The sequence below is a fragment of the Bradyrhizobium sp. SZCCHNRI1029 genome (assembly GCF_032487555.1).
Classification (GTDB): domain Bacteria; phylum Pseudomonadota; class Alphaproteobacteria; order Rhizobiales; family Xanthobacteraceae; genus Bradyrhizobium.
The window spans coordinates 20,312-47,309 of sequence record NZ_JAUEUK010000018.1 but is presented as its reverse complement, the minus strand read 5'-3'; the positions used below and the strand labels follow the sequence as shown (position 1 = coordinate 47,309).

The following is a 26,998-nucleotide window of genomic DNA, read 5'->3' as shown; positions in this document are numbered from 1 at the left end:
GCACCCGGCGAACGCTGGTTCAGTGTTTTTGGAGGATCGACCTCACAAATGGCTGGGAAGAACTGAACACTTGTTCACGCGATAAGACAAGAGAAATCATGACCCTGTGCCGCGTGATCGATACGTCAGGCGTGCGCGAGCGCCATGCCGGCGGGCGCCGGCTGCCGACGCCACCACGAGCCGGCGCGCGCCAGCACCAAGCCGGCCATGATCAGATTGGCGGCGAGCCCAAGCGGAATCCCGGACAGCATGAACGTGATCTGAAGCGCCGCGATGCCGCCGAGCGCGGGCAGCTCGTAGCGGCGAAAGCCCTCGGCGAGGCCGATCCGCATCAGCCACGCCACGGCGATGGCCTGAACCATCATGTCGTACATGAACAGATAAGGCGTCGTCAGCAGCAGTCCGACGGCCAGCGCGGCCGCCTTCAGAGCATAGCGCACGGGGCTGCGCCACAGCATCACCAGCACGACCGCAACGGCCGCGGTCAGCACCCATTGGAAGGTCCAGCCGAGCGCTTCCGAGCCGCCGAAATAGCGCACCAGCGAAAACAGGCTCTGCAGCTTCCACCAGGTCGCCTTGCCCTCGGTCAGGAACGCCTGCGAGAACATCGGCAGCCAATGGAAGAAGGCCTGCCAACTCTCCAGCCCGAAGGCGAGCCATGACAGCAGCGCCAGCACGATGGCGGTGACGCTCGCAGAGATGAAGGCTGTCCAGCGCTGGGTGGCGATCAGCACGATCGGGAAGAGCAGGCCATATTGCGGCTTGTAGGTCAGCAGGCCGAGACAGATCCCCGCCAGCACCGGCCGCACCGGCAGCAGATAGAGTGTGCCGCCGACGAGCGCGGCGGTGAGGCATCCGTTCTGCCCGACCAGCGCGTTCGAGAACAGGGCCGGAAAGCCGGCTGCGAGCAGCAAGCCGAAGCCGCGGCCGACGATCGCGCGCATGGCGAGCGCATAGGGAACGAAGCTGGCATAGACCCAGCCGACAAAGGCGAGCGTGTAGGGAAATTGCGCCAGGAACGCCGCGACGAACAGGAATGGCGGCGGGTAGTGCCAGGCGAAGTAGCCCGGAAAATCCTGCCGCAGCAGAGCGAGCTCGACCTGGCGCTGCACGTCCCAGTCCCAGGCCAGCGCCGGATGTCCCTGCAGCGCGAGCTTGCCGGCCGCCCAGACATTGACGAAGTCCGTGGGAATGCCGAGCCCGGCCTGGTCCCAGATCCAGGTGCCCGACCACAGTCCGGCCGGGAAGAACGAGGCGTTGATGCAGGCGAGCGCAAAGCAGGCCGCGAACAGGCCGAGCGGAACGTCACGACGCTGCGATGGGATCGCGGCGGCATCAGGATTGTCGGCCATCTGGACCTCGCCCCGCGCTGCATGGATGCATTCCCGATCGAGACATAGGCGCGGACGCTTGAAGAAGGCTTAAGCGCGGGCAGCGGCGCGCGACTGCCGGCGCCGCACCGATTGTTTACTCGCAAACTGTATCGCAGGGGTCCGAATGCAACCAACGGCGGCAGGCCGGGGAGATCCCATGTTCGTTCATCGCGCTCTCATCGCCCTGCTCGTCTGCGTCATTTGTCCGGCCGCAAGCCGCGCCCAGGACAAGGGGCCCGTGCGCGTCTCCTCCGACGTCAGCTATGAATATCTGGCCCGCTGGGACGTCGCCCGGCTGAACACCATCCTCACCGTCGACACGCCGAAATTCGCGGGCGTTTCGGTGACCTACACCCCGGCCCGCAACGCCGTCCGGCTCTATCGCGTCACCTATGCGTCCGTCATCCCCGAGCGCGGAAACAAGCCGATCACGGCGAGCGGCCTGCTCGCAGTGCCCGAGACCGGCGAGACCAGCCTGCCGATGGTGTCCTATCAGCACGGCACGGTGTACGGAAAGCAGGAGGTGCCGTCGTTTCCGGAGCAGTCGCCCGAGACCCAGCTGATGATCGCGCAGTTCGCGGGACAAGGCTATCTGCTGATCGGCGCCGATTATTTCGGGATGGGCATCTCGACCGAGCCAGAAGGCTACATGGTGAAGGCCAGCCATCAGCAGGCCACCTACGACATGCTGCGGGCGAGCCGCGCGGTGCTCGACCAGATGAAGCTGACGAGCGCCGGGCTCGACATCGCCGGCTGGTCGCAAGGCGGCTTCGTGACCATGGCCTTTCTCGAGAAGCTCGAAAGCGCCGGCCTGCCGGTGACGGCGGCGGCGACCGCGAGCGCTCCTGTCGACGTGTCCGTGGCGCTCAACGGCTTCCTCAGCTTCCCGCGCAAGAACGACGCCGCCTGGGTCAATTCGCTGTTCATCCTGTCGGCGTTCGCGTTCGAGAACTACTATGCGGTGCCGGGGCTGGCGCGCTCGGTGATCAGCGACAGCTACTACGATGTGGCGCGCAAGGCCTATGAGCGCGAGCCCTTCAACGTCGCCGACGTCCCGACCGATCTGCACAAGCTGCTCAAGCCCGACTATTTCGATGCGGAGTATTTCGCGGCGTCGGCCTACGGCCGCCTGGTCGCGCAGACGCAGGCCTATCGCTGGATCATCAAGACGCCGGTGCGCAACTATTACGGTGAGACCGACGAGGCGATCTCGACCGGTCTCGGCCGCCTGGCGATGACCTACCAGCAGGCGATCGGGGCCGGTAACAGCAAGGTCGAGGCGGTGTCGACCGGGCCGACCAGCCATCGCGGCACGTTCGCGACCGCCGTCCCGCAGTGGAAGGCCTGGTTCGACAAGCCGTGATGCGCGCGGCGCCGCTGGATGCGGTCCGCGGCAACCCCGTCAACACACGGACTTCTCCCACGCTCATAACCTGCGGTTCGGACCACCGCCGGCACCGATCTCCAAGCAAACAAAAGGCCCGGCTGCAAGCCGGGCCTGTCGTTTCTCTTAATCTTCCGGATCAGACGGGCTGACCGCCGGATGTCCGTTGCATATCAACCCTGGCTCACGCCTGAGGCTGCGGCTCCAGGCCCGGATCGGGTCGCGGCCGCGGCTTGCCGGCCGGCGGCACGGCCGACGCCCGCGGCGTCGACGGCTCGATCGCCGATTCGCGGTTCGGCTTCTTGCCCTTCAGGAGGTCGTTGATCTCCTCGCCGGTCAGCGTCTCGTATTCGAGCAGCGCCTGGGCGATCGCTTCCCAATCGTCGCGCTTCTCGGTGATGATGCGGCGCGCCTCCTGCTCGCCGGCCTCGATCAGGCCGCGAATTTCGGAGTCGATCAGGCGGGCGGTATCGTCGGAGATGTTGGTCGAGCGCGCCACCGAATGACCCAGGAAGACCTCCTGCTCGTTGCTCTGGTAGCGGACGCGGCCGAGCTTGTCGGACATGCCCCATTCCATCACCATCGCACGAGCGAGGTTGGTGGCCTGCTGGATGTCGCCGGTGGCGCCGTTGGTCACCTTCTCCGGACCGAACTTCTGCACCTCGGCCTCACGGCCGCCGAACATCATCGCAAGCTTCGAGACGCACCACTCACGGGTATGCGAGTGGCGGTCGGCCTCGGGCAGCGACTGCACCATGCCGAGCGCGCGGCCGCGCGGAATGATGGTCGCCTTGTGGATCGGGTCGTGGCTCGGGACGTTGAGGCCGACGATCGCATGTCCCGCCTCGTGATAGGCGGTCAGCATCTTCTCTTCCTCGGTCATGACCATCGAGCGGCGCTCAGCGCCCATCAGCACCTTGTCCTTGGCCTCCTCGAACTCGGACTGCGTTACCATCCGCTTGTTGCGGCGAGCGGCGGTCAGAGCGGCCTCGTTGACGAGGTTCATCAGGTCGGCGCCGGAGAAGCCGGGGGTGCCGCGGGCGATGGTCTTGAGATTGACGTCCGGCGCCAGCGGCACCTTGCGGACGTGAACCTTGAGGATCTGCTCGCGGCCGATGATGTCGGGGTTCGAGACCACGACCTGGCGGTCGAAGCGGCCGGGACGCATCAGCGCCGGATCGAGCACGTCGGGCCGGTTGGTGGCCGCGATCAGGATCACGCCCTCATTGGCCTCGAAGCCGTCCATCTCGACCAGCAGCTGGTTGAGGGTCTGCTCGCGCTCGTCATTGCCGCCGCCGAGACCGGCGCCGCGATGACGACCGACAGCGTCGATCTCGTCGATGAAGATGATGCAGGGCGCGTTCTTCTTGGCCTGCTCGAACATGTCGCGGACGCGGCTGGCGCCGACGCCGACGAACATCTCGACGAAGTCAGAACCCGAAATGGTGAAGAACGGCACGTTGGCTTCGCCGGCGACGGCGCGCGCGATCAGCGTCTTGCCGGTGCCGGGAGGGCCGACCAGCAGCACGCCGCGCGGGATGCGGCCGCCGAGCCGCTGGAATTTGCCGGGATCGCGCAGGAATTCGACGATCTCCTGCAGGTCCTGCTTGGCCTCGTCGACGCCCGCGACATCCTCGAACGTCACCCGGCCATGCGCCTCGGTCAGCATCTTGGCGCGCGACTTGCCGAAGCCCATCGCCTTGCCGGCGCCGCCCTGCATCTGCCGGGAGAGGAAGATCCAGACGCCGATCAGCGCGATGAAGGGCAGCCACGACACCAGCAGCGACACGAACCACGGCACGTTGTCGCCGGGCGGCTTGGCCTGGATGTTGACCTTGGCGTCGTACAGGCGCTTCACGAGGTTCGGATCGCTCGGCGCGTAGGTCTGGAACGACGAGCCGTTCTTGAAGGTGCCGTGAATCTCCGGCCCCTGGATCACGACGTCGCGCACATTGCCCTGATCGACCTCGGTCAACAGCTGCGAGAAGTTGATGTCGGTCGACGACGCGCGTTGCCCCGGGTTCTGGAAGAGTGTGAACAGCGCCAACAGCAACAGGACAATAATGACCCAAAGGGCGAAATTGCGCAGATTGGCGTTCATCGATTTTCCTTCGTGGTCGCGCGGATCGCGGCCGTTCGTCCTCGGACTCATCCCTGGGTAGCCACGAGGGAATCCCCCGGTCGACCATCTCGTAATCTAGGTACCACTCGCCGCAATGCCAAGGGAACTAGAAAGGACTATTTATCGCATCCTAGCCCGATTCCCGCTCAAAAAATGGCGCGGGAAAGCGCCGCCAAGGCAGGTGGTTAAGCGTCCGCGAAGGCGGTGAACCGCTTCAGACCCCGCGCGACCGCCGCGGCGGCGCGGGCGTGATGCGGATCGTCTCTCTCGTCATGCTTACCAGTGCACCAGCCAGGGTCTGTTTTAGCCTGCCCGGAGCAGACGTACCACCATCTGCGATCTCCGCAAGAGTCCGGTCCAGCCGCGCCAGCAGCGACTCTGCCTTGCCGAGTTCCACGGGACCTTCGGTTCCAACGCGGTTGATCGCGCGCATCAGCAGCCGCAGCCTGATTTCGGCTGGAAGTGCGACAAAGGCGCGCGCCTCGAAGGTCTCGCCGTGAATCGCGCCCACCGGCCTGCTCCCGGCCGCGCGCAGTGCAAGATAGCGTTCGGCGCCATCCACCATCAATTCGATCGCGGCATTGGCCCGTCCGAGCCGGTCGGCCAGCGTCGCCAGCGTCCGGGCATCGCCGCCCTCGGCGGCCAGAGCCGGCATCAGGGCGCGCAGCCGCGGCCGGGTGAAGGCGGGATCTTGATTGGTCGGATCATCTGCGAAAGGGATGCCGGCCGAGCGCAGCGTCGCCACCAGCCTGGCCTTGGCAACGTCGAGCAGAGGCCGCGCCAGCAACAGCCCTTCACGCTCGCTGAGCGGTGCCATCGCCGCGAGCCCCGCGATGCCGCTGCCGCGCAAGAGTCGCATCAGCACGGTCTCGGCCTGGTCGTCACGGGTGTGGGCGGTGACGACGTGTCCGGCGCCAGCCTGCCGCGCGGCGCGTGCCAGCAGGCGATATCTTGCCAGGCGCGCCGCTTCGGGAATCCCAGTGTCCGGCTTCTCATCGTTCCAGCGCAGGGTCCGGTGTGGAATTGCCAGCCTGCGCGCGGTCTCCTTCACCATGCGGGCTTCACGGGCGGACTCGCGCCGCAGCGCATGGTCGACCGTCACGGCCACAAGGCGCGGCCCCTCCGCGAGCCCCGCGCGCCACTGCGCCGCGAGCCACATCAGAGCCATCGAATCCGGACCGCCCGACACGGCGAGCACCAGCGCGGGCGCCCCCGAAAGCGGGGCGAACAGGCGCTCGGCTTCGGCTGCGGAGATCGCAGGATCGGCTTCGGAACGGGCCTTCGACATGGCGCCGCAGCCTACCCGCCCCGCCGATTATAGGCGAGAGGCTCCCCCTCGCCCGGGGACGTTCAGCACTTCACCCGCTTCTGCTCGCGATCGACGGTCGCCTTCACGCCCGCCGAGGCGCGCGGATATTTACGCGTCACTTCGCCGAACGCGGCGCAGGCGGCCTCCTTCTCCTTCAGCGCGGCCAGCGACTGGCCGAGCCGGAGCAGCGCATCCGCCGCCTTGCCCGACTTCTCATATTTCGTCGTCACGGCGAGGAAGACCTCGGCGGCATCGCGATATTGCTGACGCTGGTAGAAGCTCTCGCCGAGCCAGTATTGCGCGTCGCCGACCATCGGATCGTTCGGATATTTCTGGGTGAAGTTGCGCATCGTCTGCTCGGCCAGCGCGTAGTCGCGGCGCTGCATGTAGCCGATGCCGAGGTCGTATTCGTCGCGCGGCGTCTGCCGCGGCGGCGCGGTCTCCAGTCCGCCAGCGCCGGGAGCGGCGGCCGGCGGAGCACCCTGGGGATAGCGACCGCCCGTGTTGGCGAGAGTCGTGGGATCGCCGGCGGGACGGCCGGCGGGCTGGCCGCCACCCGGCTGGATCGGCAACTGGCCGCCGCCGAGCGCTTGCGGGGCGCCGGGAGCCGTCGGATTCTGGCTCGGATCGAACGCATCGCCGCGGCGGCCCCGGCCAGGGGCCGCGGGCTCCTGGACGATTTGCACCGGCGCGCCGGCCTGCGGCTGCGCGTAGCCCGGCTGCTGCTGGGGATAGGCCTGTTGCGGCTGGCCGTACGGCTGCTGGCCATATTGCTGCTGGCCGTTGGCCGGCTGAGCAGCCTGGCCGTAGGCGGGATTGGCCTGCGCCGGCGCGGCCGCGGTCGGCTGCGCCGCGGCGGCGCCCCCAGGTGCTGCGCCCTGCAGTTGTCGCAGCCGCTCCTCGAGCTGGCGATTGCGATATTGCAGCTCCTCGTTCTGACCGGTCAGTTGCCGGAGCTGATTTTCGAGCCGCTGAATCCGGATCTCGGGATCATCATCATCGGTCTGGGCGAGCGCCCGCGACGAAAATGCCTGGCACGAGAAAATGACGAGCGCGGCGAGGATCGCGGCGGCGCTCCGTGGAAGAAACATGAACGACATGCTGCCCTGACGACCAGATCGGCGAGACGTTGAAAACAGGCCTGTGAGCGTGGCTGTAAAGCAGAAATGCGACGGATACAAATGACGTTCAAGCGAAGAAAAAACCAAGTCCGGCCGAGACCCGCCGACAACAAACGATGAAGCCGGCGTCGATGGGCGACGCCGGCTTCATCAGCAACGGATTCGTTCAGCTTTATGAACTGGCGTTCAGGACCGTCACCGCACGGCGGTTCTGCGACCAGCACGAGATGTCGTTACAGACCGCCACCGGCCGCTCCTTGCCGTAGGAGATCGTGCGCATGCGGCCCTGGTCGATGCCGCGCGACGCCAGGAAGTTGCGGACCGACTGCGCGCGCCGCGCGCCCAGCGCAATGTTGTACTCGCGGGTGCCGCGCTCGTCGGCGTGGCCCTCGATCGTGAAGGAGTAGCGCGGATAGCTCTGCAGCCACTGCGCCTGCTTCTCCAAGGTCGCGATCGCCTGCGGCGTGAGATCGGTCTGATCGCTCTCGAAGAAGACGCGATCGCCGACATTCACGACGAAGTCCTGCTGGCTGCCTGGAGTCGCAGCGCTGGCCATCGCCCCGTCGGCCCCGGTGAGATTCTTGTTGGCGCAGGCGCCCATCGACAGCGCCACGGCCAGCACGGCGGCCAACTTCAATCCCTGGAGGATACGCATCTGATATTTCATTCCCGGAGCCTCCACGCTCACGTTCTTAGACTGCCATCCGGTCTACAGGGCGATGGTTAAGCGAACGTTCCGTCAACCTTGATGGGGTCTTGCCGAACCCCGTCAAATGCTAACGAAACCCGAAAAGCGACCGCGATGGTTAATGGGTTGTAAATGTGGCGCCAGGGTGAAGGCAAGCCGCTCAGCGCCTGCAGCAGGGCGCTTTTTCGCTGATTTTTGCATCGCTGCCACGGTGCGAACCGGCCGGACGGCCGAACTGGCCCCGATATCGGCCGACGATCAGCCAGCCCTCGCGACCGCGTGAATCCTGAACGAATCAGTGAAGGCGTCCGGCGCCGGACGATCGAACAGCATCCGTCGCTCGAACGCGCTCGATCGCATGAACGGAAAGCGCTGGAACACGCGATCGCGGATCGAAGGATAATGCGCCGCCACCAGGCCGACCGGCTTGGTGAGACCGGAGTAGAGCCGCGGTTCACCCCATGGTTCCTGCAGGAACACCTTCTTGTAGAACGCACGATGCTCGGGGCGCACGTTGGCGAGACCGATGTCCGCATTGAAATGGGCGCAGGCAACGTAGCCGAGCCGGACGGTCACATAGGGAAGCGCCGGAAACAGCCGCGCCTTCTCATGGTCGGCGACGAACCGAGTCGGGTCGATGATGACCTTGCCGCGATCGAGCTCGGGATGCAGCAGGTCGGCGAACATGTCCGAGGACAGCGATCGGCGCCATTGCGAGTTCAGCACGCTGATGCGGATCGAGCTGTAGAGCTCGCCATTGACGTAGACGCCGAAGATGAAGCTGTTGGGAAGATCGTCATATTCGTCGCTGACGCGTTCGCTGGGCGACGGCAGGATGGCGCCTTCACGCAGGTAGGCGCGGTAGCGCAGCCGATAGATCTCGTCCTTGTCTTCAGCAGTCAACGCCAGTCGATAGTCCACGTTCTCCAGCACATCCGACTTCTGCTCAGCAACGGCACTCACTCTAGCCGCCGACTTCATCCGCAACCCCTTTTCACACAACTCCTACGAGCAGTATGAGCTTAACAGCGGGTTAATGCCGACGCAAAGCTTTCGCCGGTACAAAGTTAACGGCACGTAGAATCCCGGAGGCGTAACCGTGACTTACGGGATTGATGCTACGCTGGACGATTGCTTCGGATCACTTGCGTATCAAATCGAAACGGATTCGCTTGGCATGCACGTGCGATGTTTCCGAACGATGCGACGTGGGGTTGTTACATTGCCATTCCCATACGAGCCATGCTCGGACCGGCGGGATGCTGCGCACAGAGCCGCCTTCAGCACTGGTCGGTCTTTCCCGGCACCACCGCATCAAGGCGGAGGTCGGGCGATCAAGCGATCGAACGTGTCCCGCCGGCGGCCGCGATCGCCCCGTCGCTCGAACGGCGCCCATGCGATGCATTCAGGAGCTGCCGGATGCGGATGGCGGGGACGGGCCGGCTGAACAGATAGCCCTGCGCCTCGGTGACCGTACCGTCGGCGCTGACCAGTTCGAGCTGCTCGTTGGTCTCGATGCCCTCCACCACCACCGACATGCCGAGATCGGCGGACAATCTTGCGACACCGCGCAACAGGGTCAGCGGCCGATCGCTGTCGATTCCTTCGAGGAATGAGCGATCGATCTTGACCTTCTCCAACGGGAAGTTGTGCAGATAGCTGAGGCTCGAATAGCCGGTGCCGAAATCATCGAGCGAAATACGGACCCCGAGCATGTGCAGCTGCGACAGCACATCGTGGGTGAGCTGAGTGTTGCGCAACAGCGAGGATTCGGTGATCTCGATCTCGAGCCGATGCGGCGGCAGCCCGGACACTTCGAGCGCGTAGCGGACCTCACTGAGCACATCGCGCTGATGGAACTGCTGCGGCGAGAAGTTGACGGCGACGCTGACCGCATCCGGCCATTTCATGCATTCCAGGCAGGCCTTGCGCAGGATCCAGCGGCCGAGATCAACGATCAGGCCCATGTCCTCGGCGACGGGAATGATGTCGACCGGCGAGACCGTGCCGCGCACCGGGTGGTTCCAGCGCAGCAGCGCCTCGCAGGTCGAGATCTTGCCGGACTTCAGGTTGACCAGCGGCTGGTAGAACAGCTCGAACTCCTCGTTCGCCAGCGCCTTGCGCAGGTCGAGCTCGAGGATGCGGCGTGCTTCCACCGTCTGGGCGAGTTCATCGCGGAAGAAGCAGAAGGTGCCGCGTCCCTCCGCCTTGGCGCGATACAGCGCCATGTCGGCATTCTTCAGCAGGGTGTCGGCGCTGATCCCCGGCGCGGTCATGGCGATGCCGACACTGGCGCCGATCTCGACCAGGTGATTGTCGATCTTGTAGCGCTCGCTGAGCTGGTCGACGATCCGGCGCGCCAGCATCGCCGCGTCGTCGTTGGAGCGGATGTTGCGCTGGAACACCACGAACTCGTCGCCGCCGAAGCGCGCGACGAAGTCTTCAGGACGCAGCATGTCGCGCAGCCGCTCGGAGACCGCGCAGAGCAGTTGATCGCCGCAGGGGTGGCCGAGCGTGTCGTTGACCTGCTTGAAGCGGTCGAGATCGACGAACAGCAGCGCGGACAATTCGCCGTGCCGCTGCGGAATCCTGAGCAGCCGTTCGATCTCGTCGCGGAAGCTGACGCGGTTCGGCAAGGTCGTGAGCTCGTCGTAGCGCGCCAGATGCGAGATGCGCGCCTCGGCATGCCGGCGCTCGGTGATGTCCTCGAGCAGGACCACGGCGCCGCCGTCGGCCATCGGCTGGAAGGTCCAGGACAGCGACCGGTCGCGCGCGACGTCGGGATCGCTGGTAATGACATTATGGGTCTTGGTGTGCTCGATCTCGGCCAGGATCAGCCGGCCGCTCGAAGCGGAGATCGAGCCTGCAATCACGCAGGCGTTGATGATGTCGGCCGCCTTGCCGCCACGCTGCAGGATGTCATCCGGCAGGCTCATCATCTGGCCGAAGCGATGGTTCATCACGGCCAGACGCCCGTCGGAGCGGAACATGCACAGGCCGTGCGGCATGTTGTTCAGAGCCGTATCGAACTGCTTGGCCAGTGCGGCCTCGCTTTCGCGCGCCACGAAGGCCTGGACGAAGATCCGCTGCAGGTTGGTCGAGATGTGTTTCAGCGACACGAAGAACAGGACGCAGAACGCCGCCATGCCCAGGTAATAAGGGCTGCCGTGGATCGCGAGGGCCACTGCGAGCGGTCCGCAGGCGAGCAGGATCTGGACGTGGAAGATCCAGGGCCGCCCGTAGGTCCGGCCCGCGCCCGCCGACATGTAGCAGAGCGTCACCGTGATCGCGATCAGGTGCACCACCGGGTCGCTGTTGTCGACCAGGGCGACCACGCACCAGACGCCGAGCACCAGCGCATAGATCATGGCGCCGATCTGGTAGCGAACCTCCCAGCGCTCGACCGCCTCCTGCGTGAGGCGGCCGTTGTCGCACAGGCTTCGATAGTAGCGCATGTCGAGCGAACGGAACGCCCCTGCGATGATCAGCATCGCGGCACACGGCCACAGATTGACGTCGCCGCTCTTGATCGCGGTCATGACGGCGGCGACGGCGGCGCAGAGTGCGCCGGCGAACATCGGGCCGGGATCCTGGAAGAGGGAGTCGACGAGAGCCGCCTGGATCGCAGGCGACAACTTTCGATCGTCTTCTCCGTTCTGAGTGGCAAGCTGCATTCGTGCGCACGCGTCCTGTTCGGTGCACAAACATTACCGCTCGCAGGTGAAGTCTTTCTGAGGGAACATCGTTAGCGGAGCGTTTCCGCGTTCGCGAAGTGCACGAATTCGCTCGAAAATTCAGAGAACTAGGCAAACACTACCCGGCTACTACAACTAATAGTTCTGCCTTTCCATATAACACGCATCGCGCGACTGGAAAAATCGCGTCCACCACGACGTGAGCGGGCCCAGAGGCTCGCTCCATCACGACAGCAGCGGCGACCAGGCCGGATCCGAGGCGAAGCCCGGCGTCGGCACCTTCTGCTCGAAGCGGCCGGAGACGTCGATCGAATATAGCGACGGACCAGCGGTGCCGCCGGGGTCACGGAAGAACATCAGCACGCGGCCGTTGGGCGAGAAGGTCGGCCCTTCATTGTGGAAGCCGGCGGTGAGGATGCGCTCGCCCGAGCCGTCCGTCTTCATGATGCCGATCGCGAATTGACCGCCGCCCTGCTTGGTGAAGGCGATGAAGTCGCCACGCGGCGACCACACCGGCGTCGAGTAGCTGCCCTCGCCGAACGAGATGCGCTGCGCTGCGCCGCCACTGGAGGACATCACGTAGATCTGCGGTTTGCCGCCGCGATCGCTTTCAAAGCAGATCTGGCTGCCGTCCGGCGAGTAGCACGGCGAGGTGTCGATCGCCGGCGTGTCGGTGAGCCGCGTCGTCGTGCGCGAGCGCAGATCCATCACGAACAGGTTGGAGTTGCCGCCCTGCTGGAGGCTGAGGATGATGCGCTGGCCGTCCGGCGAGAACCGCGGCGAGAACGACATGCCGGGGAAGTTGCCGACGATCTCGCGCTGGCCGGTCTCGATGTTGAACAGATAGACCCTCGGGTCACCCTGCCCGAACTCCATGTAGGTGATTTCCTGGCTCGACGGCGAGAACCGCGGCGTCAGCACGAGGTCGGCGCCGCGGGTGAGGTAGCGGACGTTGGCGCCGTCCTGATCCATCAGCGCGAGCCGCTTGACGCGCCGCTCGGACGGGCCGCTCTCGTCGACGAACACGACGCGGCTGTCGAAATAGCCCTTCTCGCCGGTCATCTGGGTGTAGATCTGGTCCGAGATGATATGTGCGATGCGCCGCCAGTATTCCGGCGCCGTCACATATTGCTGGCCGGTGAGCTGCTGGCCTGAGTTCGGGTCCCACAGCCGAAACTCGGCCTTCAGCCGCCCGTCCGGCTGCCGCGTCGCGCGGCCGGTGACGAGCCCGCGCAGATCGAGCGGCTTCCAGCTCGCGAATTGCGGCGGGGCCTCGAAATTGCTGATGCGCTCGGGAAAGGCGGCCGGGTCCACCGGCGCGAACAACCCGCTGCGCTTGAAATTGTTGGTAATCACCTGTGCGATACCGTTGCCGACATCGGCGTCGCCGGCACCGCCGGGCACGAAGGGCGGAATCGCGATCGGGATCGGCTTGAACTCGCCGGGGCCGATAATCACACGTTGCGCGAACGCGGGCCCCGCGCCCAAGGCTGCCATGGCGGCTCCTCCGCCCAGCAGAACCTGGCGCCGCGTGGTGGATCCTGTCTTGCGCGTCGGAGGTGTCGTCAAGTTCGGCCTCGCATCGAATTCATCATTTTGAGGTTGAATGTCGCGGGTATCAACTTCCACTCATTGTACCGGTTCTTCGGCAGAAACGCGTAGGGCGCACAGTTCTCGACCGCACGCTTGGCATTTTCCGCCATGGCCAGGCTGACGGTACGGGACGGTCCGGTCATGCCGACGACGGCGGGAGCAGCAAAGAGCGATCCATCCGGCCGTAGCTGGATATCGAGATCAACGGAGATCTTGTCTTCATCCACGCCGCTATAGGGCGCATTGAAGCAGCGGGTGACCGCCTCCTGGAACGCGGCCTGCCAGCTCGCGACATTGGCCTCTGCCGTTCCTCGCACCGAGCCCAGCGCCGCATTCGCATTGATCTCGGATCCCGTGACCGCCTGCCGCGTCGGATCTTTCTGATTGATCAAGCTCGCCATCTTCTCGGCGTCGAACTTGCGCTCGCTCTTGTGCTTGGGCGGCTCCGGCGGCGCGGCGGCGGCCTGCGGCTTCGGCGGCTGCTTCGCCTTGTCCTTGTTGAGCACGCTGGCGATCTGGTCCGGATTGAACGGGTCCGGCTTCTTCTCCTCCGGCTTCGGCTTCTCGGCCGGCGCGGGCTTCGGCGGCTCCGGCTTCTTCTCGGCCACCGGCTTCGGCGTATCCGGCTGCTTCTCGACCGGCTTCGGCGGATCGGGCTTCTTCTCGACCGGCTTCTCCGGCTTGGGCTGCGGCTCAGGCGCGGCGTCGGTCTCGGTGACCTGCTTGGTATCGACCTTGCCGACGATGTCCTCGGTCGGCTTCTTCTCGCCGATCTTGTCGGCCAGCAGCTTCTGGGATTCCTTCTTGCCCGTCAGCGCGCCGGCCTTGGCCTTCGAGCTGTTGTCCTCCGAGATCACGTCGACCGGCACAAGGTCCTCCGGCGGCGCCACCATCGAGCGCGCGGAGAAGCTGAACAGGCCCCAGCACAGCACGAGCACGTGCAGGGCGACGGACAGCACTGTCCCCTTGCGCGTGCGCACGAACCGGATGAGGTCCTTCGACGTCATGAGCCCTGATCCGGCAGCACGACGATGCTGGCGCGATAGCCGGCATCGCGCGCCAGGCCCAGCACCTTCATCATGTCGGAGTAGCAGGCGTCGCGATCGCCGCGGATCTTGACGACGTTGTCGCCGCCGCCTGCGCCCGCCTCCTTCATCGCCTTGATCTTCGGCCCAAGCTCGTTGATCGCGATCGGCGAGTCACCGAGATACACGTCCACCTTCGACGCGCAGCCGCCGCCGGTCTTCTTCACGGTGACCTCGAGCGGCGGCTTGGCGTCGGCCGTCGAGGCCGAGCCGCCTTGCGCCTGGGGCAGGTCGACCTGGATGTTGACGGTGAGCAGCGGCGCCGCGACCATGAAGATGATCAGCAGCACCAGCATGACGTCGACCATCGGCGTGACGTTGATCTCCGCCATCACGGCCGCCTTGCGCCGACCGCGGCGACCACCGCCGCCGGACGCGCTGCCCATGCTCATGCCCATGCTGTGGTACTCACGATCCGGATGCCACTATACCTGCCCTCATCCCCGCTCGTCGATCTGACGGGACAAGATGGCCGAAAATTCATCTGCGAAGCCTTCCAACCGCTGCGCCTGCCGGTTCACCTCCGAAGAGAACTTGTTGTAGAAAATCGTCGCCGGGATGGCCGCGATCAGGCCGATGGCAGTGGCGAACAGCGCCTCCGCGATGCCCGGCGCGACCACCGCCAGCGAGGTGTTCTTGGAAGCCGCGATCGCCTGGAAGCTGGTCATGATGCCCCAGACCGTGCCGAACAGACCGACGAACGGGCCGGCGGAACCGACCGTGGCAAGCACCAGGAGACGGCGTTCCAGCCGCTCGACCTCGCGCGCGATCGACACGTTCATCACCTTCTCGATGCGCATCTGCAGGCCGGCGAAGGAGCGCGCGTGGCCCTCGAACGAGCGCTTCCACTCGCGCATCGCCGCCACGAAGCACGCCGCCATGGATTGCGTCGGCTTCGCCGATAGCACCCGGTACAGCTCCTCGATGGATTCTCCGGACCAGAAGGCCTGCTCGAACCGGTCCATCGAGCGACGGGTCCGCGAGAACAGGAACATCTTGTCGATCGCAATCGCCCAGACCCAGATCGAGCAGGAGATCAGGCCGAGCATGATGATCCGAACTACCCAGCCGGCATTGCCGAACAGATCGATCAGGGACAGGCCGCCGCTATCGACAGACATCTGCAGTATCCTCTCAACCAATCATCCCGGGATGCCCGGGACCATGCAGCCGCCGTTCCATGCCGGATGCCGTCGCGGCGGAAAGCGCCTGCGCGAGAAAACCCTGAACTGATCGCTTTAAGAGGCCCGCCGAAGCCATAAGCGGCCTGCTTCCTCTGCCAACGTGTCAAAACAAGGGCTCTTGGCGCGCGTAAGCGCCCCTTAACCAAACCCCCTCCGGGGTTAAGGCGGGGTTACCGCGGAGTATTGCCGAGGTCAAAGGTCCAGCCGGACCAGCCAGATAGAGCCTTTGTGATCAGCCGCTTGACCGTTTTGGCCGGCGGCGGACAGCGGCCAGCCGCCGCAGGCGGGCGGTATCGGAGAACGCAAAACGCCCGCAGGCGGGGGAACCGCAGGCGGGCGTCTTGTGCCGTCAGGGCGGGGGCTGAAAGCCCTGCGGCGTCAGGTGAGAGGCGATCAGCTCTGCGGCTGGTCGTTCGGCGGGGTCGGACGCGGCTTGTGCTGGGCCATGAACGCGTCGAACTCCTCCTTGTCCTTGGCGTGGCGCAGCCGGGTCAGGAAGTCACGGAACTCCTGCTGCTCCTCTTCGAGCCGCCGCAGGGTCTCCATGCGGTACTCGTCGAAGGCGCGGTTGCCGCTCGAAGCCGGCTGCGAGAAACCGAAGCCGAAGCCGCGGCGCTCCATCTTGTCGCGCATGCGGTCCATCTTCCACTGCATCCGTTCCATCTTGTTCGACCAGCGATCGCCGCCGTTCCAGCACGACATCTTTCTGCTCCCGAGTGTGAAAAAGAGAAGGGCAAGTCCGATCGGCCACCAGATGATGAAGCCGAGCACGGTCACGGCGATCCAGCCGGGATGCCAGGGCGACTCCATCATGCGGGGCCGGTACCTCTGCTCCTCCTCCGAACCGCGCCAACGATTGACATCTGCGGTGTAGGCCATCTCCCTCTCCATTCGCGGCGCCATGCCGTGTGAATGTAAATAACATTTACATAGCTAGCTCAACCCGGGATTTTGTCAAGGCGACCGCCTGACGCGTCGCTCGAATTATTTTTCGGCGTTCTTTGAACCTTATTTCGGGCGGCCCCAGGGCCCTGCCGGCTTGTCATCGTCCGGCAGCGGCGGCGGCTCGGCAGCGGAGGACGGCGCAGGCCGGCGGTCGGTCGGGAAGCCGAGCCCGCGCAGATAGATCAGCAGCTCGGCCTCCAGCAGCTCCTCGGGCGACATCGGCAGCTTGCGCCGGGCGGCATCGCCGCGCGCGAACAGCGAGGCGATGCCATGCGCCATCGACCAGATGTGCAGCGCCATCATCAGGGCCGGCGGCCGCGGCATCCCGGGCGGCGCCAGCGCCGCCAGCCGCTCCGCCGCGGCCCGAATGACGCCGAAAGCGCGCTCACCCGCCGCCAACAGGCCCGCGGTGGAGTCCGCCGGCACGCCGGATTCGAACATCGCCGAATAGAACGCAGGCTCCGAACGGGCAAATGCGAGATACGCCTTGCCGACGCGCTCGAACGCCGTGACGGTGTCGGGCCGGCCGTCGTCCCACGCCGCCGAGAGCTGCGCCTCGAACTGCTCGAAGCCGCGCTGGGCGATGCTCGACAGCAGTTCGTCGCGGTCGCGGAAGTGGCGATAGGGCGCGGCCGGACTGACGCCGGCCATGCGGGCCGCATCGGCAAAGGTGAAGCCGGCAGCCCCCTTCTGCGCGATCAGGTCGAGCGCCGCCTGCAGCAGCGCCTCCTTGAGGTTACCGTGATGATAGCCGCGCTCGGCGCGGCGCTCTTCCTTGCGCCAGCTCATGTAAATGGCTTTTACATGAGCCGGGTCGAAGGAAGCCAGCGACTTTTGGGCGGGGTCAGCCGCCGACTTCCGGGACGCTCTATCGCGCCGTTCGGTTAAGCCCCCGCGAACAGGTGCCACCCTCGCCCCTTGAGGGCCCCCGCAAGGGGCAGGGTGGCACCGAAGTCGCCGCGGGATCAGCGCGCCCGGCACAAGCGCCGGGCGCCCGCAGCAAGCGGGACGTTCACCTCAGCCGACGTGCTCCGCCCTGCAGGCCGCTCAACTAGCCGCCCGGAATCGGCAGCACCGGCATGATCTCGACCCGCTCGCCCGGGAAGATCGCAAAATGCGGATGGTTGACGAACATCTTCGCGGCATCCTCGTGCGACGCGGCGCGGACCACGGTAAACGCGCCCATCTCGTTGGCGATGTCGTTGACGCCGCCCTTGTCGACCCGCTTGGTCTTGCCGAGCGGCCCGCCCATCGCGACGATCGCGTCCTTGTGTTGGTCCACCCAGGCATGCCAGGCCGCCATGCCCTGCTGTCCCCTGGCATTGCGCTCCGTCTCGGACAGCGCCTCCCAGTCTTTCCAGACCGGACTGGTCTTGCTGCCGAGAAAGACGGCGAGATAGGTGTTGCTGTTGTCACTCATTGCACTTCCCTCTCCTGCTGTGAAACGGATCGATCAGACACGGCCGGCATGCGGCAGCTCGGCGAAGCCCGCCGCCGCCTGCTGCACCTCCTCGGAAAAGTCGGCCATCTCCTGGACCTGGCGAATCTCGATGATCTCGTTGTCCGAGGCCGGGCACTGCCTGGCCCAGGCGATCGCCTCGTCGCGCGAGGCGACCTCGATCATCCAATAGCCGCCGAGCACCTCCTTGGCCTCCGCGAACGGGCCGTCGGTCACCACAGGCTTGCCGCCCGCGAACGAGACCCGCGCCCCCATCGACAGCGGATGCAGGCCCTCCAGCGTGATCAGCACGCCGGCGTCCTTCAGGGCCTCGTTGTAGCGCATCATCGCCTTGACACGCTCGGGATCGAGCTGCACGTCCGGCGGCGCACTCTCATAGCCGAGCGGGATCATCAGCATCATGAATCGCATCGCGTTTATCCTCCTCTCCTGATCAGGGTCGGTTCAGTTCCTGGCGGCCTGCGCACGCAGCCGTTCGACCCGCTCACGCAATTCGGGCGTGAACGTCTCGCCGAAATCCTCCGCGGCATAGACCTGGCGGATCTCGATCTCGCCGCTCGGGAACGGCGCCCGCTTCATGTGCTCGATCACCTCCTCGAGCGAGCCGGCCTTGAGCATCCAGAAGCCCGCCGCGAGATCGCGGGAGAGATCGAACGGACCGCGCGCGACGCTCGGCGTCCCGTTCGAGAAGTCGATGCGCGCCCCCTTCGCGGTCGGATGCAGGCCCTCGCCGGCCTCCATCATGCCGGCCTTCACCAAGCCCTCGTTGAACCGGCCCATCGCCGCGAACTCCTCGGTGGTCGGCAGGATTCCGGCTTCCGTGTCCCTGGTCGCCTTCACGATCACCATGAACCGCATGGCTGCTCTCCCCTGATGCTGTCCGGCAGGACTGCCCTGCCCTCATCAGTAGGACGATCCGGCCCCGGCACGGCCGACACGCTCCCGCAATTATTTTGGCCGGGTTCCCGGTTCAGCCCGGCTCTTGCGGGAACATGTGGAAATAAGGCTGGGCCTCGGCGAGCACCCGCGCGACGGAGGGCCGCGCCTTGAGCCGGTCGAGATAGGCTGTGACCCCAGGCAGCCCATCACCCAGCGGCTCCACTCTGTCGGCGTAGAACAGCGCCGGCAAGGCCGCGCAATCCGCCAGGGTGAAAGGGTCGCCCATCGCCCAGCCACGCGGCGGCAGCTCGGCCTCGAGCATGGCGTAGGACGTGCGGAGCCGGCTTCGGGCGTCGGCGACGCCGAGCGGATCGCGGGCATCGGCCGGCCGCAGCCGGTCGAACACGACGGTCTGCGTCGGCATGTGCACATAGAGGTCGAGAAAGCGATCGCGCAGACGTGTCCGCAAAGCGAGATCGGGATCATCGGGAATGAAGCGCGTCCTGCCCGCATAGTGCTGGTCGAGATACTCGATGATGATGCTCGATTCCGGAATCGTGCGCTGCTCGTCGCGCAGCACGGGAAATTTACCGATCAGCCACAGCTTCAAGAACGCCGCGCGCTCATCCGCGTCACCGAGATTGATCAGCTTCGGCGTGAACGAAACGTCGTTCTCATACAGCGCGATCAGCACCTTCCAGCAGAACGACGACAGCGGATGATAGTAAAGGGTCAGGGACATCGTACGCTCCTGCTGAGTTGAGTGAGAACAAGTCGTTTGGTCCCGAACGCGCGGCCGCAGGACGGTGCGCTCCCGCGGCCCGCTGTTCACGGGGAGAGGGTTGAGGTGAGGCCCTTGACGCACGGATGATGTGAGTGGAAAGACCTGCGCTGCCCCGGAACCCGGAGCGCGCCGCGAGATATGGGCTCACACGCCCCGAACGGGGGCATAGCGCGCGATGACAACGCCGTTGGTCAGCGCCCGGCTGTCGATCAGGCTGAGCTTCAAGGCCTGCCCCGGCTTGAACAGCGGCCGTCCGGCGCCAAGCACGCGCGGATTGATCGCGATTCGAAGCTCATCGATCAGGTCGTGTGCCACAAGCGTCGAGCCGAGGTCGGCGCTGCCGAACAGGAACAGGTCCTTGGCATTCTCCTGCTTGAGCTTGTCGACCTCGGCCGCGAGCTCCGGACCCAGCAGATGCGCGTTTGACCATGCCAGGCGAGACAGCGTGCGGGAGGCGACATATTTGGGGATGCTGTTCATGACGTCGGCGATCACGCCCTTCTCCGTCGGCCAATAGCCGGCCATCAGATCGTAGGTCACCCGGCCGAACAGCAATCCGCCCGCCTCGTGCAGCTGCGTCTCGGAGATCTGCTCCAGCTCCGGGCCCCACACATCCTCGTGCCAGGAGATGTCGCCGTTCGGGCCCGCAACCATGCCGTCCAGCGTCATCATGTTCCACATCACCAGTCTCGCCATCGACTGCCTCTCCCTGACTGCTTTCATTTTGCAAGCAGTTGGAGAATGCCCAGACCGGTGCAATATTGCAAGCGGTTTATGCGCGATCCCTGCTCACGAGACTTCGATGTCCGACCCTCAGCGCTCCGGCTGCCCGATCAACCTGTCGCTCGAAGTGGTGGGGGATAAATGGAGCCTCTTGATCATCCGCGACATGATGTTCGGAAATCGCCGGCACTATCGCGAGCTGCTCGGCGGCTCGGAGGAGGGCATCTCCTCGAACATTCTCGCCGACCGGCTGAAGACGCTGCTCGCGGCCGGCATCATCAGCCGTGAGGACGATCCGAGCCACAAGCAAAAGGGCATCTATTCCCTGACCGAGCAGGGCATCGAGCTGTTGCCGATCCTCGCGCAGATGGCGGGCTGGGGTTACAAGTATCTGCCCGTCTCGGAGGAGCTCGGCATCCGCGCCAAGCTATTGATGGAAGGCGGCCCGAAGATGTGGGCCGAATTCATGGACGAGCTGCGCGAAACCCATCTCGGCGCGAAACGGCGCAGGAGGGCTGGACCGAGCGTCGGCGAGCGGCTGCAGGCAGCTTACCAGAAGGTCGTCGCTGCCAAGAAGGCCGAGGCAGGCGGCCGATGATCGCACGCCTCGCGACGCGCACGGATCGTGCGCGCCGCTTCCCGCATCAGAACCGCGTGTTGTCGGCCCTGTAGCGCGATGATTTGCGCGGGGCGCGTTCGGGGGCCTGCTCGAGCTGCGCGATCGGACGGCGATAGGTCTCGGCGCGACGCAGCCAGCCCGCCTCCCACACGCGGTTCGAGGGCAGATTGCGAACCCGCTGTTGCAGCACGACCTGCACCGCGTCGGAATATTCGGCGAGCACGGCCTTGGACTCGGTGGTGGTGCCGTTCATCTTGAGCAGCACCTGCTTGAGACCCCAGCCCTGGCGCTGGCCCGTCTCCTTGTCCACGGCCGTCTCGGACGGATTGGTGCCCTCGCCCTTGAAGTTGATGTAGTCGATCAGCGGGTAGAGATCGTTGGAGGCGCGCACGACTCGCGAATATTGCGCGACGATGTGCTCGCGTTCGGCGCTGTCCGGCGTGTTGGCGAGGATCTTGTCCATCGCGCCTTGCGCACGCGCCACCAGGAACTGCGTCTGCTCCGCAATCGTGTCGAGCAGGAACTGCCGCAATTGCCGCATTTGCGGCGAGTTGAAATTCCGCTTGAAGTCGGCCCGGCTGGTCCACGGGCATGCCGGAATCGGCGTCTTGTCGAGCCATGCAGGCAACGGCGTCTTGCCCTTGCGCAGAAATGCGATCAGCCCCGGAAAACCCTCTTCATAAGGCGGCTTCGCGGTGGACGGGTACCAGATGAAATGCCCGATTCCCAGCGAGGCGAATTCTTCACCCGCATTCCACGACGTGATCGCGTCGCGCCGTCCCCCGGCCTCGTTGAGCCAGATCCTGCGGCCGATCATCTGCGCGACGTCGGCCGGCAGCGCGCGCTGAGGCACCGACAGATTCTTCGTGGTCTTGGCGTCGCTCCGCGGGTCGCCCTTGCGCTCGGCCGCGATCGGCTTCGCAGGCTCGGTCGGTGGAACGACCACTTTCAGAGCCGGCATCTGCACGTCCGACGGCCGCCCCACCGTCTCGGGCTCCGCCGTCTGCGGCTGCTGCGGCGGCGCGACATCGTGCGCAGCCTGCTCGGTCTCTGCCGGTTTCGCAGCAACGCTGCCATCCGCTCCGGCGGCGCCGGACGCCGCGAGCCCGAGGACAATGCACGACAACAGCAGCGCGCCGCACCCGCGCCACAGACCATTCGACCCGTGCGACGAAGCGTGCAGCTCCGTGGTTCTGACGAGGGTGATTCGCCGGCTGATGAATAGATCGCCCATGTCGATTCTACCGAGACTCTTAAACTCTACGCCACCGGTTCAGATTCGTCCCGGACACGTCCGAGAGCCACCGACGACGAGCAAATCAGCCGACGGCGGGACTGTCCAATTCCACGGGGGAACGCGCCTGGAGAGGCGGCTCTTTTCCTGAAGACTTTCAAGTCGATCACCCTTGTCCAGTGCTTCCCGTAAGAAAGTCCCTCTTTCGCCTTTCCAGAATTCATACTCCTTTAGCCACGTCCTGTTCCCGATCGAGAGGGATGTTTCGCGGTCGTCACGAACGTGGGGGGCAGGATGCGGTGGACGCGTCGATGTTGCAGCGTGGAGCATGATTCGGAACCGGAGGCCGTTGACGGCTATTGCGCCACAGCTTTCCGACAAGATCATGCTCATATGAGGACACGCAGACGAACAACGCGGCGCGTACGGCGAAATCATGTGGTCCCTGGCATCCCGATGCTGATGCCGTGTCCGATGCGGGAGCGTATTGTGGCGGAAACGGGGGCAAAACAGCCGGTCCCCGGGCATCGCGCAGGGAGGGCCGGGATGTCTCAGCCGAATCTGTGGTTCCTGCCCCGTGCATTTTTCCCGCGGGGGCCATGGGGCGGGCAAGCTCCCGGTCTTCCCTGCGCCCTCCGACCCGAGAGGGAGGCCAGGGCGAGCATGACTCGGGTGCTTCGACACCGCGAGAACGCGAATTGACGTCGTCGTTACCACCCCTGGCTGTTTGACAACGCCCACGAACTTCGCTGGCTATACGCATCGCGCGGAGCTGGATTGAACGTACTCTGACAGATGTGACGGCCTTCACAGGCGATCCGGGCAGCGCATGTTAGGACTCAACGACGAGAAGAGCCGGGCTGCCGGCCCGAGGAGTCGACCCCCGTGACGGAAACATCGACGACGACGCTGACTGACAAGGTCGCCCTGATCACCGGGGCGGCACGCGGCATCGGGCTGGCGACGGCAAAGAGATTTCTGCACGAAGGCTGGCGCGTGGCGCTTCTCGACATCGAGAAGACGCTGCTCGACGACGCCACATCGGCACTCAAATCCCCCGATCGAACGCTCGCGCTGCATTGCGACGTCGCGGACGCGGCGATGGTCGCCGATGCGTTGGCGCGCATTGCCGGCCGTTTCGGTCGTCTCGATGCACTGGTCAACAATGCCGGCGTGGCGCGTTTCGCCCCGATCATGGAAACCAGCGAAGCCGACTGGCAACGCATCCTCGACGTCAACCTGACCGGGCCGTTTCTGTGCACGCGCGCCGCGGTGCCGCTGATGCGCGAGCACGGCGGCACCATCGTCAACATCACCTCGATTTCAGCCGTCCGCGCCTCGACGCTGCGCTCCGCCTACGGCACCAGCAAGGCGGCGCTGGCGCATCTGACCAAGCAGCTCGCGGTCGAGCTCGCTTCCACCGGCATCCGCGTCAACGCGGTGGCGCCGGGCCCGGTGGAGACCGCGATGGCCAAGGACGTGCACACGCCGGAGATCCGCGCCGACTATCACGACGCCATTCCACTCAACCGTTACGGCCTCGAGGACGAGCTCGCCGAGGCGATCTTGTTTCTCAGCTCCGAACGCTCCAGCTATATCACCGGACAGATCCTGGCCGTCGATGGCGGCTTCGATGCCGCGGGAATCGGATTGCCGACCTTGCGCGGCCAACGCAGGAACACATGAAACGATGCCGAGCCGGACGCGCATCATCCTGACCTTGCTGCTCGCCGTCCTCTTGTGGGGGATCGCGACGATGCTGGCGCGCGCCGACGTCCGCATCATCTCCTCGCCCGGCGGCGAGGTGGGACCGTTCCTCGATCTGTTCGAGAAGGTGCGCGCCTCCGGGGAGCGTGTCATCATCGACGGTCCCTGCCTGTCGGCCTGCACGCTGGTGCTCAGCGTCGTGCCCGAGGACCGCATCTGCGTGACGCAGCGAGCCTCCCTCGGCTTCCACGCCGCACGCTCGGTCGACCGGCGCGGCCGCGTTTATGCGGAACCCGAAGCCTCCAAGCTGGTGCTGCAGACCTATCCCACGCCGGTGCGCGGCTGGATCGAGCGCCGCGGCGGCCTGACGTCGCGGCTTCTGTTGTTGCGCGGGCGCGAGCTCAAGGCGATGTACCCCTCGTGCCGCTAGCGGCGTCACGCCGCGTAGCCTTCCGCCGGGGAATTGATCATCCACGGAATGCCGAAGCGATCGACGCCCATGCCGAAGCCCTTCGACCAGAAGGTCTTGCCAAACGGCATGGTGACGGCACCGCCTTCGAGGAGCGCGTTGAACTTGCGCTCGGCCTCGGCCGGATCCGCGATCTGGAGCGAGACCGAGATTCCGTGCGGCTTGCCTTGATAATATTCGGGCGGCGAATCCGAGGCCATCAGGACGCCTCCGCCGATCGAGAAGCGGACATGCATGATCCTGTCCTTGTGCTCCGGCGCACACGGCATCTCCGGCGGCGCCTCGCCGTTGCGCATCATCATCTCGATCTTGGCGCCGAGCACCTCGCGGTAGTGCTTGAGCGCCTGCTCGCAATCGCCGTTGAACGTCAGATAGGGACAGATCATCGTCATCCTCCTTGGTTGAAAGATCATTCGTCAGCGCGGCAGCGGCAGCGGCAGCAGCGCGCGCAGCCGGCGATCGCGCAGCCACAAGCCGCCCCACAGCATCAGCCCGAGATAGAGGCCGAACAGGACGTGGCTGAACAGCGGACTGCCGATGCGGACATGAGAAGCGATGGCGCCGCCGAGATAGCCTGTCAGCAGGATCGCCCCGACGAACGACGTCGCCGGCAACGCATAGAGCACGGTGCAGACGATCGTGATCAGACCGAGCGCGCGGGCCGTGCCGTCACTCGCGCCATAGCCCATCTGATCCAGCGTCTGGGTGACGACGGACAGAGGGACGAGCTTGATCGCGCCGTCGAACAGCAGGAACAGGGTCACCAGCCCACTCAGGATGCGGCCGCTCCACAATTCGGCGCGCGAGACCGGTTCTTCCAAGGTGATCGTCGTCATCTGCAGCTCCTCCCCGTAATGCTGCTCCAAGGACGAATGAAGGAGCGTGCCGCCGACAGCCCGGTTCAAGATTTTGGATCGAATCTCAGCGGAATGTCACTGGCCGACCTGGACCTGAGCCGTTGCGCTGTCGCGCATCAGGCGATCGAGCTGCATGCGGATATGCGCGGCCTCCGCCGAGCTGTGCGCCAGCGCGATGGCGCGGTCGAAGGCGGTCCGTGCCTCGTCGGCGCGTCCGAGCTGCATCAGCAGCGCGCCGCGCACGCCGAAGAAATAGAAATAGTTGGCGAGCCGCCCTTCGAGCGGCCCGATCAGGTCGAGCGCCGCCCCGGCGCCGCGGACCTTGGACACCGCAACGGCGCGGTTGAGCGTCACCACCGGCGAGGGCTGCACCACTTCCAGCGCGCCATAGAGCAGGTCGATCTGCGTCCAGTCGGTGTCCTCCGGACGCGCGGCGCGTGAATGCAGCGCCGCGATCGCCGCCTGGATCTGGTACGGACCGCTGCGGCGATGGCGCATCGCCTTGTCGATCAGGGCTGTGCCTTCCGCGATCATCGGCTGGTTCCACAGCGAGCGATCCTGATCCTCCAGAAGAATCGGCAATCCCTCGGCGTCGAAGCGGGCGGCGGAGCGGGCGTGCTGCAACAGCAGCAGCGCCGTCAGCCCCATGATTTCGGGCTCGCTCGGAAACAGCCGCAGCAGCAACCGCGCCAGCCGGATCGCCTCCTCGGACAGCGGCTGGCGCTGCGCGGCGGTCTCGCCGCTGGCCGAATAGCCCTCGTTGAAGATCAGGTAGACCATGGCGGCGACCGCGGTCAGGCGCTCCGACCGCTCGACCGCGCCAGGGGTCTCGAACGGCACGTTCGCCTGCGCGACGCGCGCCTTGGCGCGGGTGATGCGCTGCTCCATGGCGGCCTCGCTGACCAGGAAGGCCCGGGCGATCTGCTTCACCGTCAGTCCGGACACCACGCGCAGCGCCAGCGCGATCTGCTGCGTCGCGGGCAGATCCTTGTGGCAGCAGATGAACAGCAGGCGGAGGATGTCGTCGCGATAATGCGAGCCGTCGAGCCGGTCGGCCAGCGCGCTCTCGGCGTCGTCGAGATCCGAGATCGCCTCGTCCTCCGGCAGCGGCTGCTCGCGGCGGACACGGCGGACGTCATCGATGGCCGCGTTGCGTCCGACCATGATCAGCCACGCCGCGGGATCGCGCGGCGGCCCATTCTGGGGCCAGCTCTTCAGCGCGCGCAGGCAGGCGTTCTGGAATGCCTCCTCCGCCGTGTCGAGGTCGCGGAAATAGCGCAGCAGCGCGCCGACGGCCTGGGGACGTGCTGATGTCAGGGCTGCATCGATCCAGGCCGTATCGGTCATGCCAGCGCTCCACCCGGCCTGAACGTGCCGACGGGACGGATCTCGTAGGAGCCGCCTGGATTGGCCTCACCGAGCTCGCGCGCGACCTCGAGCGCCTCGTCGAGATTGGCACAGTCGACGAGATAGAAGCCGAGCAGTTGCTCCTTGGTCTCGGCATAGGGGCCGTCGATGACGAGCGGCGGATCCTCCTTCCGGAGCGTCGTCGCGGCCGTGGTCGGCAGCAGCCGCGCCACCGGCCCGAGCCGCCCCTGCTTGGCGAGCTTCTCCTGGATGACCGCAAGCTTGGCCATGACCGCGGCATCCTGGTCCTTGCTCCAGGCGCAGACGACATCCTCGTCATGATAGCAGAGCAGCGCATACAGCATCGGAAGTCATCTCCATTCGTCTTCAAGACGGCGGAGTATGCCTCCGGCCGACAGAC

The 26,998-nt window shown here is 65.6% G+C and carries 27 protein-coding genes; 4 read left to right on the top strand and 23 right to left on the bottom strand.

The window, feature by feature from the left end; translation table 11 throughout:
* Positions 1–125: 125 nt before the first annotated feature.
* Positions 126–1,352 (bottom strand): glycosyltransferase family 87 protein, encoded by a 1,227-nt coding sequence (locus tag QW861_RS32585; protein ID WP_315753935.1) that lies wholly within the window; start codon positions 1,350–1,352, stop codon positions 126–128.
* Between the two features lie 178 nt (positions 1,353–1,530).
* Between QW861_RS32585 and QW861_RS32580 the strand changes: the two genes are divergently transcribed.
* Entirely contained in the window at positions 1,531–2,736 is a 1,206-nt protein-coding gene (locus QW861_RS32580) for an alpha/beta hydrolase (RefSeq protein WP_316193972.1), read from the top strand.
* 205 nt (positions 2,737–2,941) lie between these two features.
* Here the strand turns inward: QW861_RS32580 and ftsH are convergent, their stop codons facing one another.
* The 17 genes from ftsH to QW861_RS32495 form a co-directional block, all read right to left on the bottom strand.
* Entirely contained in the window at positions 2,942–4,858 is a 1,917-nt protein-coding gene (ftsH, locus tag QW861_RS32575) for an ATP-dependent zinc metalloprotease FtsH (protein ID WP_315717576.1), read from the bottom strand.
* A gap of 235 nt (positions 4,859–5,093) precedes the next feature.
* Complete coding sequence (gene tilS / locus QW861_RS32570; protein WP_316166872.1) at positions 5,094–6,167, bottom strand: tRNA lysidine(34) synthetase TilS; 1,074 nt, start codon at positions 6,165–6,167, stop codon at positions 5,094–5,096.
* Between the two features lie 62 nt (positions 6,168–6,229).
* Positions 6,230–7,279, bottom strand: coding sequence for a tol-pal system protein YbgF (gene ybgF / locus QW861_RS32565; protein ID WP_315826697.1), 1,050 nt, complete (start codon positions 7,277–7,279; stop codon positions 6,230–6,232).
* 202 nt (positions 7,280–7,481) lie between these two features.
* Positions 7,482–7,976 carry a peptidoglycan-associated lipoprotein Pal gene (gene pal, locus QW861_RS32560; RefSeq protein ID WP_172133860.1) on the bottom strand — a complete coding sequence of 165 codons (495 nt, stop codon included), beginning with the start codon at positions 7,974–7,976 and terminating at the stop codon, positions 7,482–7,484.
* A 279-nt stretch (positions 7,977–8,255) separates the two neighbouring features.
* Positions 8,256–8,978 (bottom strand): N-acyl amino acid synthase FeeM domain-containing protein, encoded by a 723-nt coding sequence (locus tag QW861_RS32555; protein ID WP_315717579.1) that lies wholly within the window; start codon positions 8,976–8,978, stop codon positions 8,256–8,258.
* Between the two features lie 353 nt (positions 8,979–9,331).
* On the bottom strand, positions 9,332–11,671 hold the full coding sequence (locus tag QW861_RS32550; RefSeq protein WP_315826695.1) for a putative bifunctional diguanylate cyclase/phosphodiesterase: 2,340 nt from the start codon (positions 11,669–11,671) through the stop codon (positions 9,332–9,334).
* A 246-nt stretch (positions 11,672–11,917) separates the two neighbouring features.
* Positions 11,918–13,189 carry a Tol-Pal system beta propeller repeat protein TolB gene (tolB, locus tag QW861_RS32545; protein WP_315717581.1) on the bottom strand — a complete coding sequence of 424 codons (1,272 nt, stop codon included), beginning with the start codon at positions 13,187–13,189 and terminating at the stop codon, positions 11,918–11,920.
* A 68-nt stretch (positions 13,190–13,257) separates the two neighbouring features.
* On the bottom strand, positions 13,258–14,292 hold the full coding sequence (locus QW861_RS32540; protein WP_315717582.1) for a protein TolA: 1,035 nt from the start codon (positions 14,290–14,292) through the stop codon (positions 13,258–13,260).
* Positions 14,289–14,768 (bottom strand): biopolymer transporter ExbD, encoded by a 480-nt coding sequence (locus tag QW861_RS32535; RefSeq protein ID WP_315717583.1) that lies wholly within the window; start codon positions 14,766–14,768, stop codon positions 14,289–14,291. Before QW861_RS32535 ends, QW861_RS32540 begins: the two co-directional genes overlap by 4 nt.
* 39 nt (positions 14,769–14,807) lie before the next feature.
* Entirely contained in the window at positions 14,808–15,491 is a 684-nt protein-coding gene (gene tolQ, locus QW861_RS32530; RefSeq protein WP_315717584.1) for a protein TolQ, read from the bottom strand.
* Positions 15,492–15,947: 456 nt separating this feature from the next.
* On the bottom strand, positions 15,948–16,433 hold the full coding sequence (locus QW861_RS32525) for a DUF2852 domain-containing protein (RefSeq protein WP_315717585.1): 486 nt from the start codon (positions 16,431–16,433) through the stop codon (positions 15,948–15,950).
* A 129-nt stretch (positions 16,434–16,562) separates the two neighbouring features.
* Positions 16,563–17,288, bottom strand: a complete 726-nt coding sequence (locus tag QW861_RS32520) for a TetR/AcrR family transcriptional regulator (protein WP_315717586.1) — start codon at positions 17,286–17,288, stop codon at positions 16,563–16,565.
* A gap of 262 nt (positions 17,289–17,550) precedes the next feature.
* A complete protein-coding gene (locus QW861_RS32515; RefSeq protein ID WP_315826694.1) occupies positions 17,551–17,919 on the bottom strand; it encodes a hypothetical protein in 369 nt (122 codons plus the stop codon).
* A gap of 33 nt (positions 17,920–17,952) precedes the next feature.
* Complete coding sequence (locus tag QW861_RS32510; RefSeq protein WP_315717588.1) at positions 17,953–18,369, bottom strand: YciI family protein; 417 nt, start codon at positions 18,367–18,369, stop codon at positions 17,953–17,955.
* Positions 18,370–18,402: 33 nt separating this feature from the next.
* Positions 18,403–18,816, bottom strand: a complete 414-nt coding sequence (locus QW861_RS32505; protein WP_315826693.1) for a YciI family protein — start codon at positions 18,814–18,816, stop codon at positions 18,403–18,405.
* Between the two features lie 112 nt (positions 18,817–18,928).
* Entirely contained in the window at positions 18,929–19,579 is a 651-nt protein-coding gene (locus QW861_RS32500; protein WP_316193971.1) for a glutathione S-transferase family protein, read from the bottom strand.
* Positions 19,580–19,765: 186 nt separating this feature from the next.
* The gene (locus QW861_RS32495; RefSeq protein WP_315826691.1) at positions 19,766–20,317 is read right to left on the bottom strand and encodes a dihydrofolate reductase family protein; all 552 of its coding nucleotides are present in this window, start codon (positions 20,315–20,317) and stop codon (positions 19,766–19,768) included.
* Positions 20,318–20,423: 106 nt separating this feature from the next.
* On the opposite strand from QW861_RS32495, the gene QW861_RS32490 reads away from it, so the two are divergent.
* Positions 20,424–20,942, top strand: a complete 519-nt coding sequence (locus QW861_RS32490) for a helix-turn-helix domain-containing protein (RefSeq protein WP_315753948.1) — start codon at positions 20,424–20,426, stop codon at positions 20,940–20,942.
* 46 nt (positions 20,943–20,988) lie between these two features.
* On the opposite strand, the gene QW861_RS32485 is transcribed toward QW861_RS32490, so the two are convergent.
* Complete coding sequence (locus QW861_RS32485; protein ID WP_315753950.1) at positions 20,989–22,197, bottom strand: hypothetical protein; 1,209 nt, start codon at positions 22,195–22,197, stop codon at positions 20,989–20,991.
* A gap of 885 nt (positions 22,198–23,082) precedes the next feature.
* Between QW861_RS32485 and QW861_RS32480 the strand changes: the two genes are divergently transcribed.
* Positions 23,083–23,883, top strand: a complete 801-nt coding sequence (locus tag QW861_RS32480; RefSeq protein WP_315753952.1) for an SDR family oxidoreductase — start codon at positions 23,083–23,085, stop codon at positions 23,881–23,883.
* A gap of 4 nt (positions 23,884–23,887) precedes the next feature.
* Positions 23,888–24,334, top strand: coding sequence for a hypothetical protein (locus tag QW861_RS32475; protein ID WP_315753955.1), 447 nt, complete (start codon positions 23,888–23,890; stop codon positions 24,332–24,334).
* A 5-nt stretch (positions 24,335–24,339) separates the two neighbouring features.
* Here the strand turns inward: QW861_RS32475 and QW861_RS32470 are convergent, their stop codons facing one another.
* The 4 genes from QW861_RS32470 to QW861_RS32455 form a co-directional block, all read right to left on the bottom strand.
* On the bottom strand, positions 24,340–24,759 hold the full coding sequence (locus tag QW861_RS32470; protein ID WP_315753957.1) for a VOC family protein: 420 nt from the start codon (positions 24,757–24,759) through the stop codon (positions 24,340–24,342).
* Positions 24,760–24,789: 30 nt separating this feature from the next.
* On the bottom strand, positions 24,790–25,209 hold the full coding sequence (locus QW861_RS32465) for a DoxX family protein (RefSeq protein WP_315753959.1): 420 nt from the start codon (positions 25,207–25,209) through the stop codon (positions 24,790–24,792).
* A gap of 96 nt (positions 25,210–25,305) precedes the next feature.
* Positions 25,306–26,577, bottom strand: a complete 1,272-nt coding sequence (locus QW861_RS32460) for an RNA polymerase sigma factor (protein ID WP_315717599.1) — start codon at positions 26,575–26,577, stop codon at positions 25,306–25,308.
* Positions 26,574–26,942, bottom strand: a complete 369-nt coding sequence (locus tag QW861_RS32455; protein ID WP_315717600.1) for a YciI family protein — start codon at positions 26,940–26,942, stop codon at positions 26,574–26,576. Before QW861_RS32455 ends, QW861_RS32460 begins: the two co-directional genes overlap by 4 nt.
* Between the last annotated feature and the right edge of the window lie 56 nt (positions 26,943–26,998).

Coding starts and splice junctions, on each gene's coding strand:
- QW861_RS32535 (WP_315717583.1), bottom strand. CDS start 14,768: ATGGGCATGAGCATGGGCAGCGCGTCCGGCGGCGGTGGTCGCCGCGGT.
- QW861_RS32470 (WP_315753957.1), bottom strand. CDS start 24,759: ATGATCTGTCCCTATCTGACGTTCAACGGCGATTGCGAGCAGGCGCTC.
- QW861_RS32520 (WP_315717586.1), bottom strand. CDS start 17,288: ATGAGCTGGCGCAAGGAAGAGCGCCGCGCCGAGCGCGGCTATCATCAC.
- tolB (WP_315717581.1), bottom strand. CDS start 13,189: ATGGCAGCCTTGGGCGCGGGGCCCGCGTTCGCGCAACGTGTGATTATC.
- QW861_RS32555 (WP_315717579.1), bottom strand. CDS start 8,978: ATGAAGTCGGCGGCTAGAGTGAGTGCCGTTGCTGAGCAGAAGTCGGAT.
- QW861_RS32490 (WP_315753948.1), top strand. CDS start 20,424: ATGTCCGACCCTCAGCGCTCCGGCTGCCCGATCAACCTGTCGCTCGAA.
- QW861_RS32580 (WP_316193972.1), top strand. CDS start 1,531: ATGTTCGTTCATCGCGCTCTCATCGCCCTGCTCGTCTGCGTCATTTGT.
- QW861_RS32475 (WP_315753955.1), top strand. CDS start 23,888: ATGCCGAGCCGGACGCGCATCATCCTGACCTTGCTGCTCGCCGTCCTC.
- tilS (WP_316166872.1), bottom strand. CDS start 6,167: ATGTCGAAGGCCCGTTCCGAAGCCGATCCTGCGATCTCCGCAGCCGAA.
- pal (WP_172133860.1), bottom strand. CDS start 7,976: ATGAAATATCAGATGCGTATCCTCCAGGGATTGAAGTTGGCCGCCGTG.
- ftsH (WP_315717576.1), bottom strand. CDS start 4,858: ATGAACGCCAATCTGCGCAATTTCGCCCTTTGGGTCATTATTGTCCTG.
- QW861_RS32455 (WP_315717600.1), bottom strand. CDS start 26,942: ATGCTGTATGCGCTGCTCTGCTATCATGACGAGGATGTCGTCTGCGCC.
- QW861_RS32550 (WP_315826695.1), bottom strand. CDS start 11,671: ATGCAGCTTGCCACTCAGAACGGAGAAGACGATCGAAAGTTGTCGCCT.
- QW861_RS32515 (WP_315826694.1), bottom strand. CDS start 17,919: ATGAGTGACAACAGCAACACCTATCTCGCCGTCTTTCTCGGCAGCAAG.
- QW861_RS32510 (WP_315717588.1), bottom strand. CDS start 18,369: ATGCGATTCATGATGCTGATGATCCCGCTCGGCTATGAGAGTGCGCCG.
- QW861_RS32525 (WP_315717585.1), bottom strand. CDS start 16,433: ATGGCCTACACCGCAGATGTCAATCGTTGGCGCGGTTCGGAGGAGGAG.
- QW861_RS32585 (WP_315753935.1), bottom strand. CDS start 1,352: ATGGCCGACAATCCTGATGCCGCCGCGATCCCATCGCAGCGTCGTGAC.
- QW861_RS32460 (WP_315717599.1), bottom strand. CDS start 26,577: ATGACCGATACGGCCTGGATCGATGCAGCCCTGACATCAGCACGTCCC.
- QW861_RS32500 (WP_316193971.1), bottom strand. CDS start 19,579: ATGTCCCTGACCCTTTACTATCATCCGCTGTCGTCGTTCTGCTGGAAG.
- QW861_RS32505 (WP_315826693.1), bottom strand. CDS start 18,816: ATGCGGTTCATGGTGATCGTGAAGGCGACCAGGGACACGGAAGCCGGA.
- QW861_RS32540 (WP_315717582.1), bottom strand. CDS start 14,292: ATGACGTCGAAGGACCTCATCCGGTTCGTGCGCACGCGCAAGGGGACA.
- ybgF (WP_315826697.1), bottom strand. CDS start 7,279: ATGTTTCTTCCACGGAGCGCCGCCGCGATCCTCGCCGCGCTCGTCATT.
- tolQ (WP_315717584.1), bottom strand. CDS start 15,491: ATGTCTGTCGATAGCGGCGGCCTGTCCCTGATCGATCTGTTCGGCAAT.
- QW861_RS32495 (WP_315826691.1), bottom strand. CDS start 20,317: ATGGCGAGACTGGTGATGTGGAACATGATGACGCTGGACGGCATGGTT.
- QW861_RS32485 (WP_315753950.1), bottom strand. CDS start 22,197: ATGGGCGATCTATTCATCAGCCGGCGAATCACCCTCGTCAGAACCACG.
- QW861_RS32465 (WP_315753959.1), bottom strand. CDS start 25,209: ATGACGACGATCACCTTGGAAGAACCGGTCTCGCGCGCCGAATTGTGG.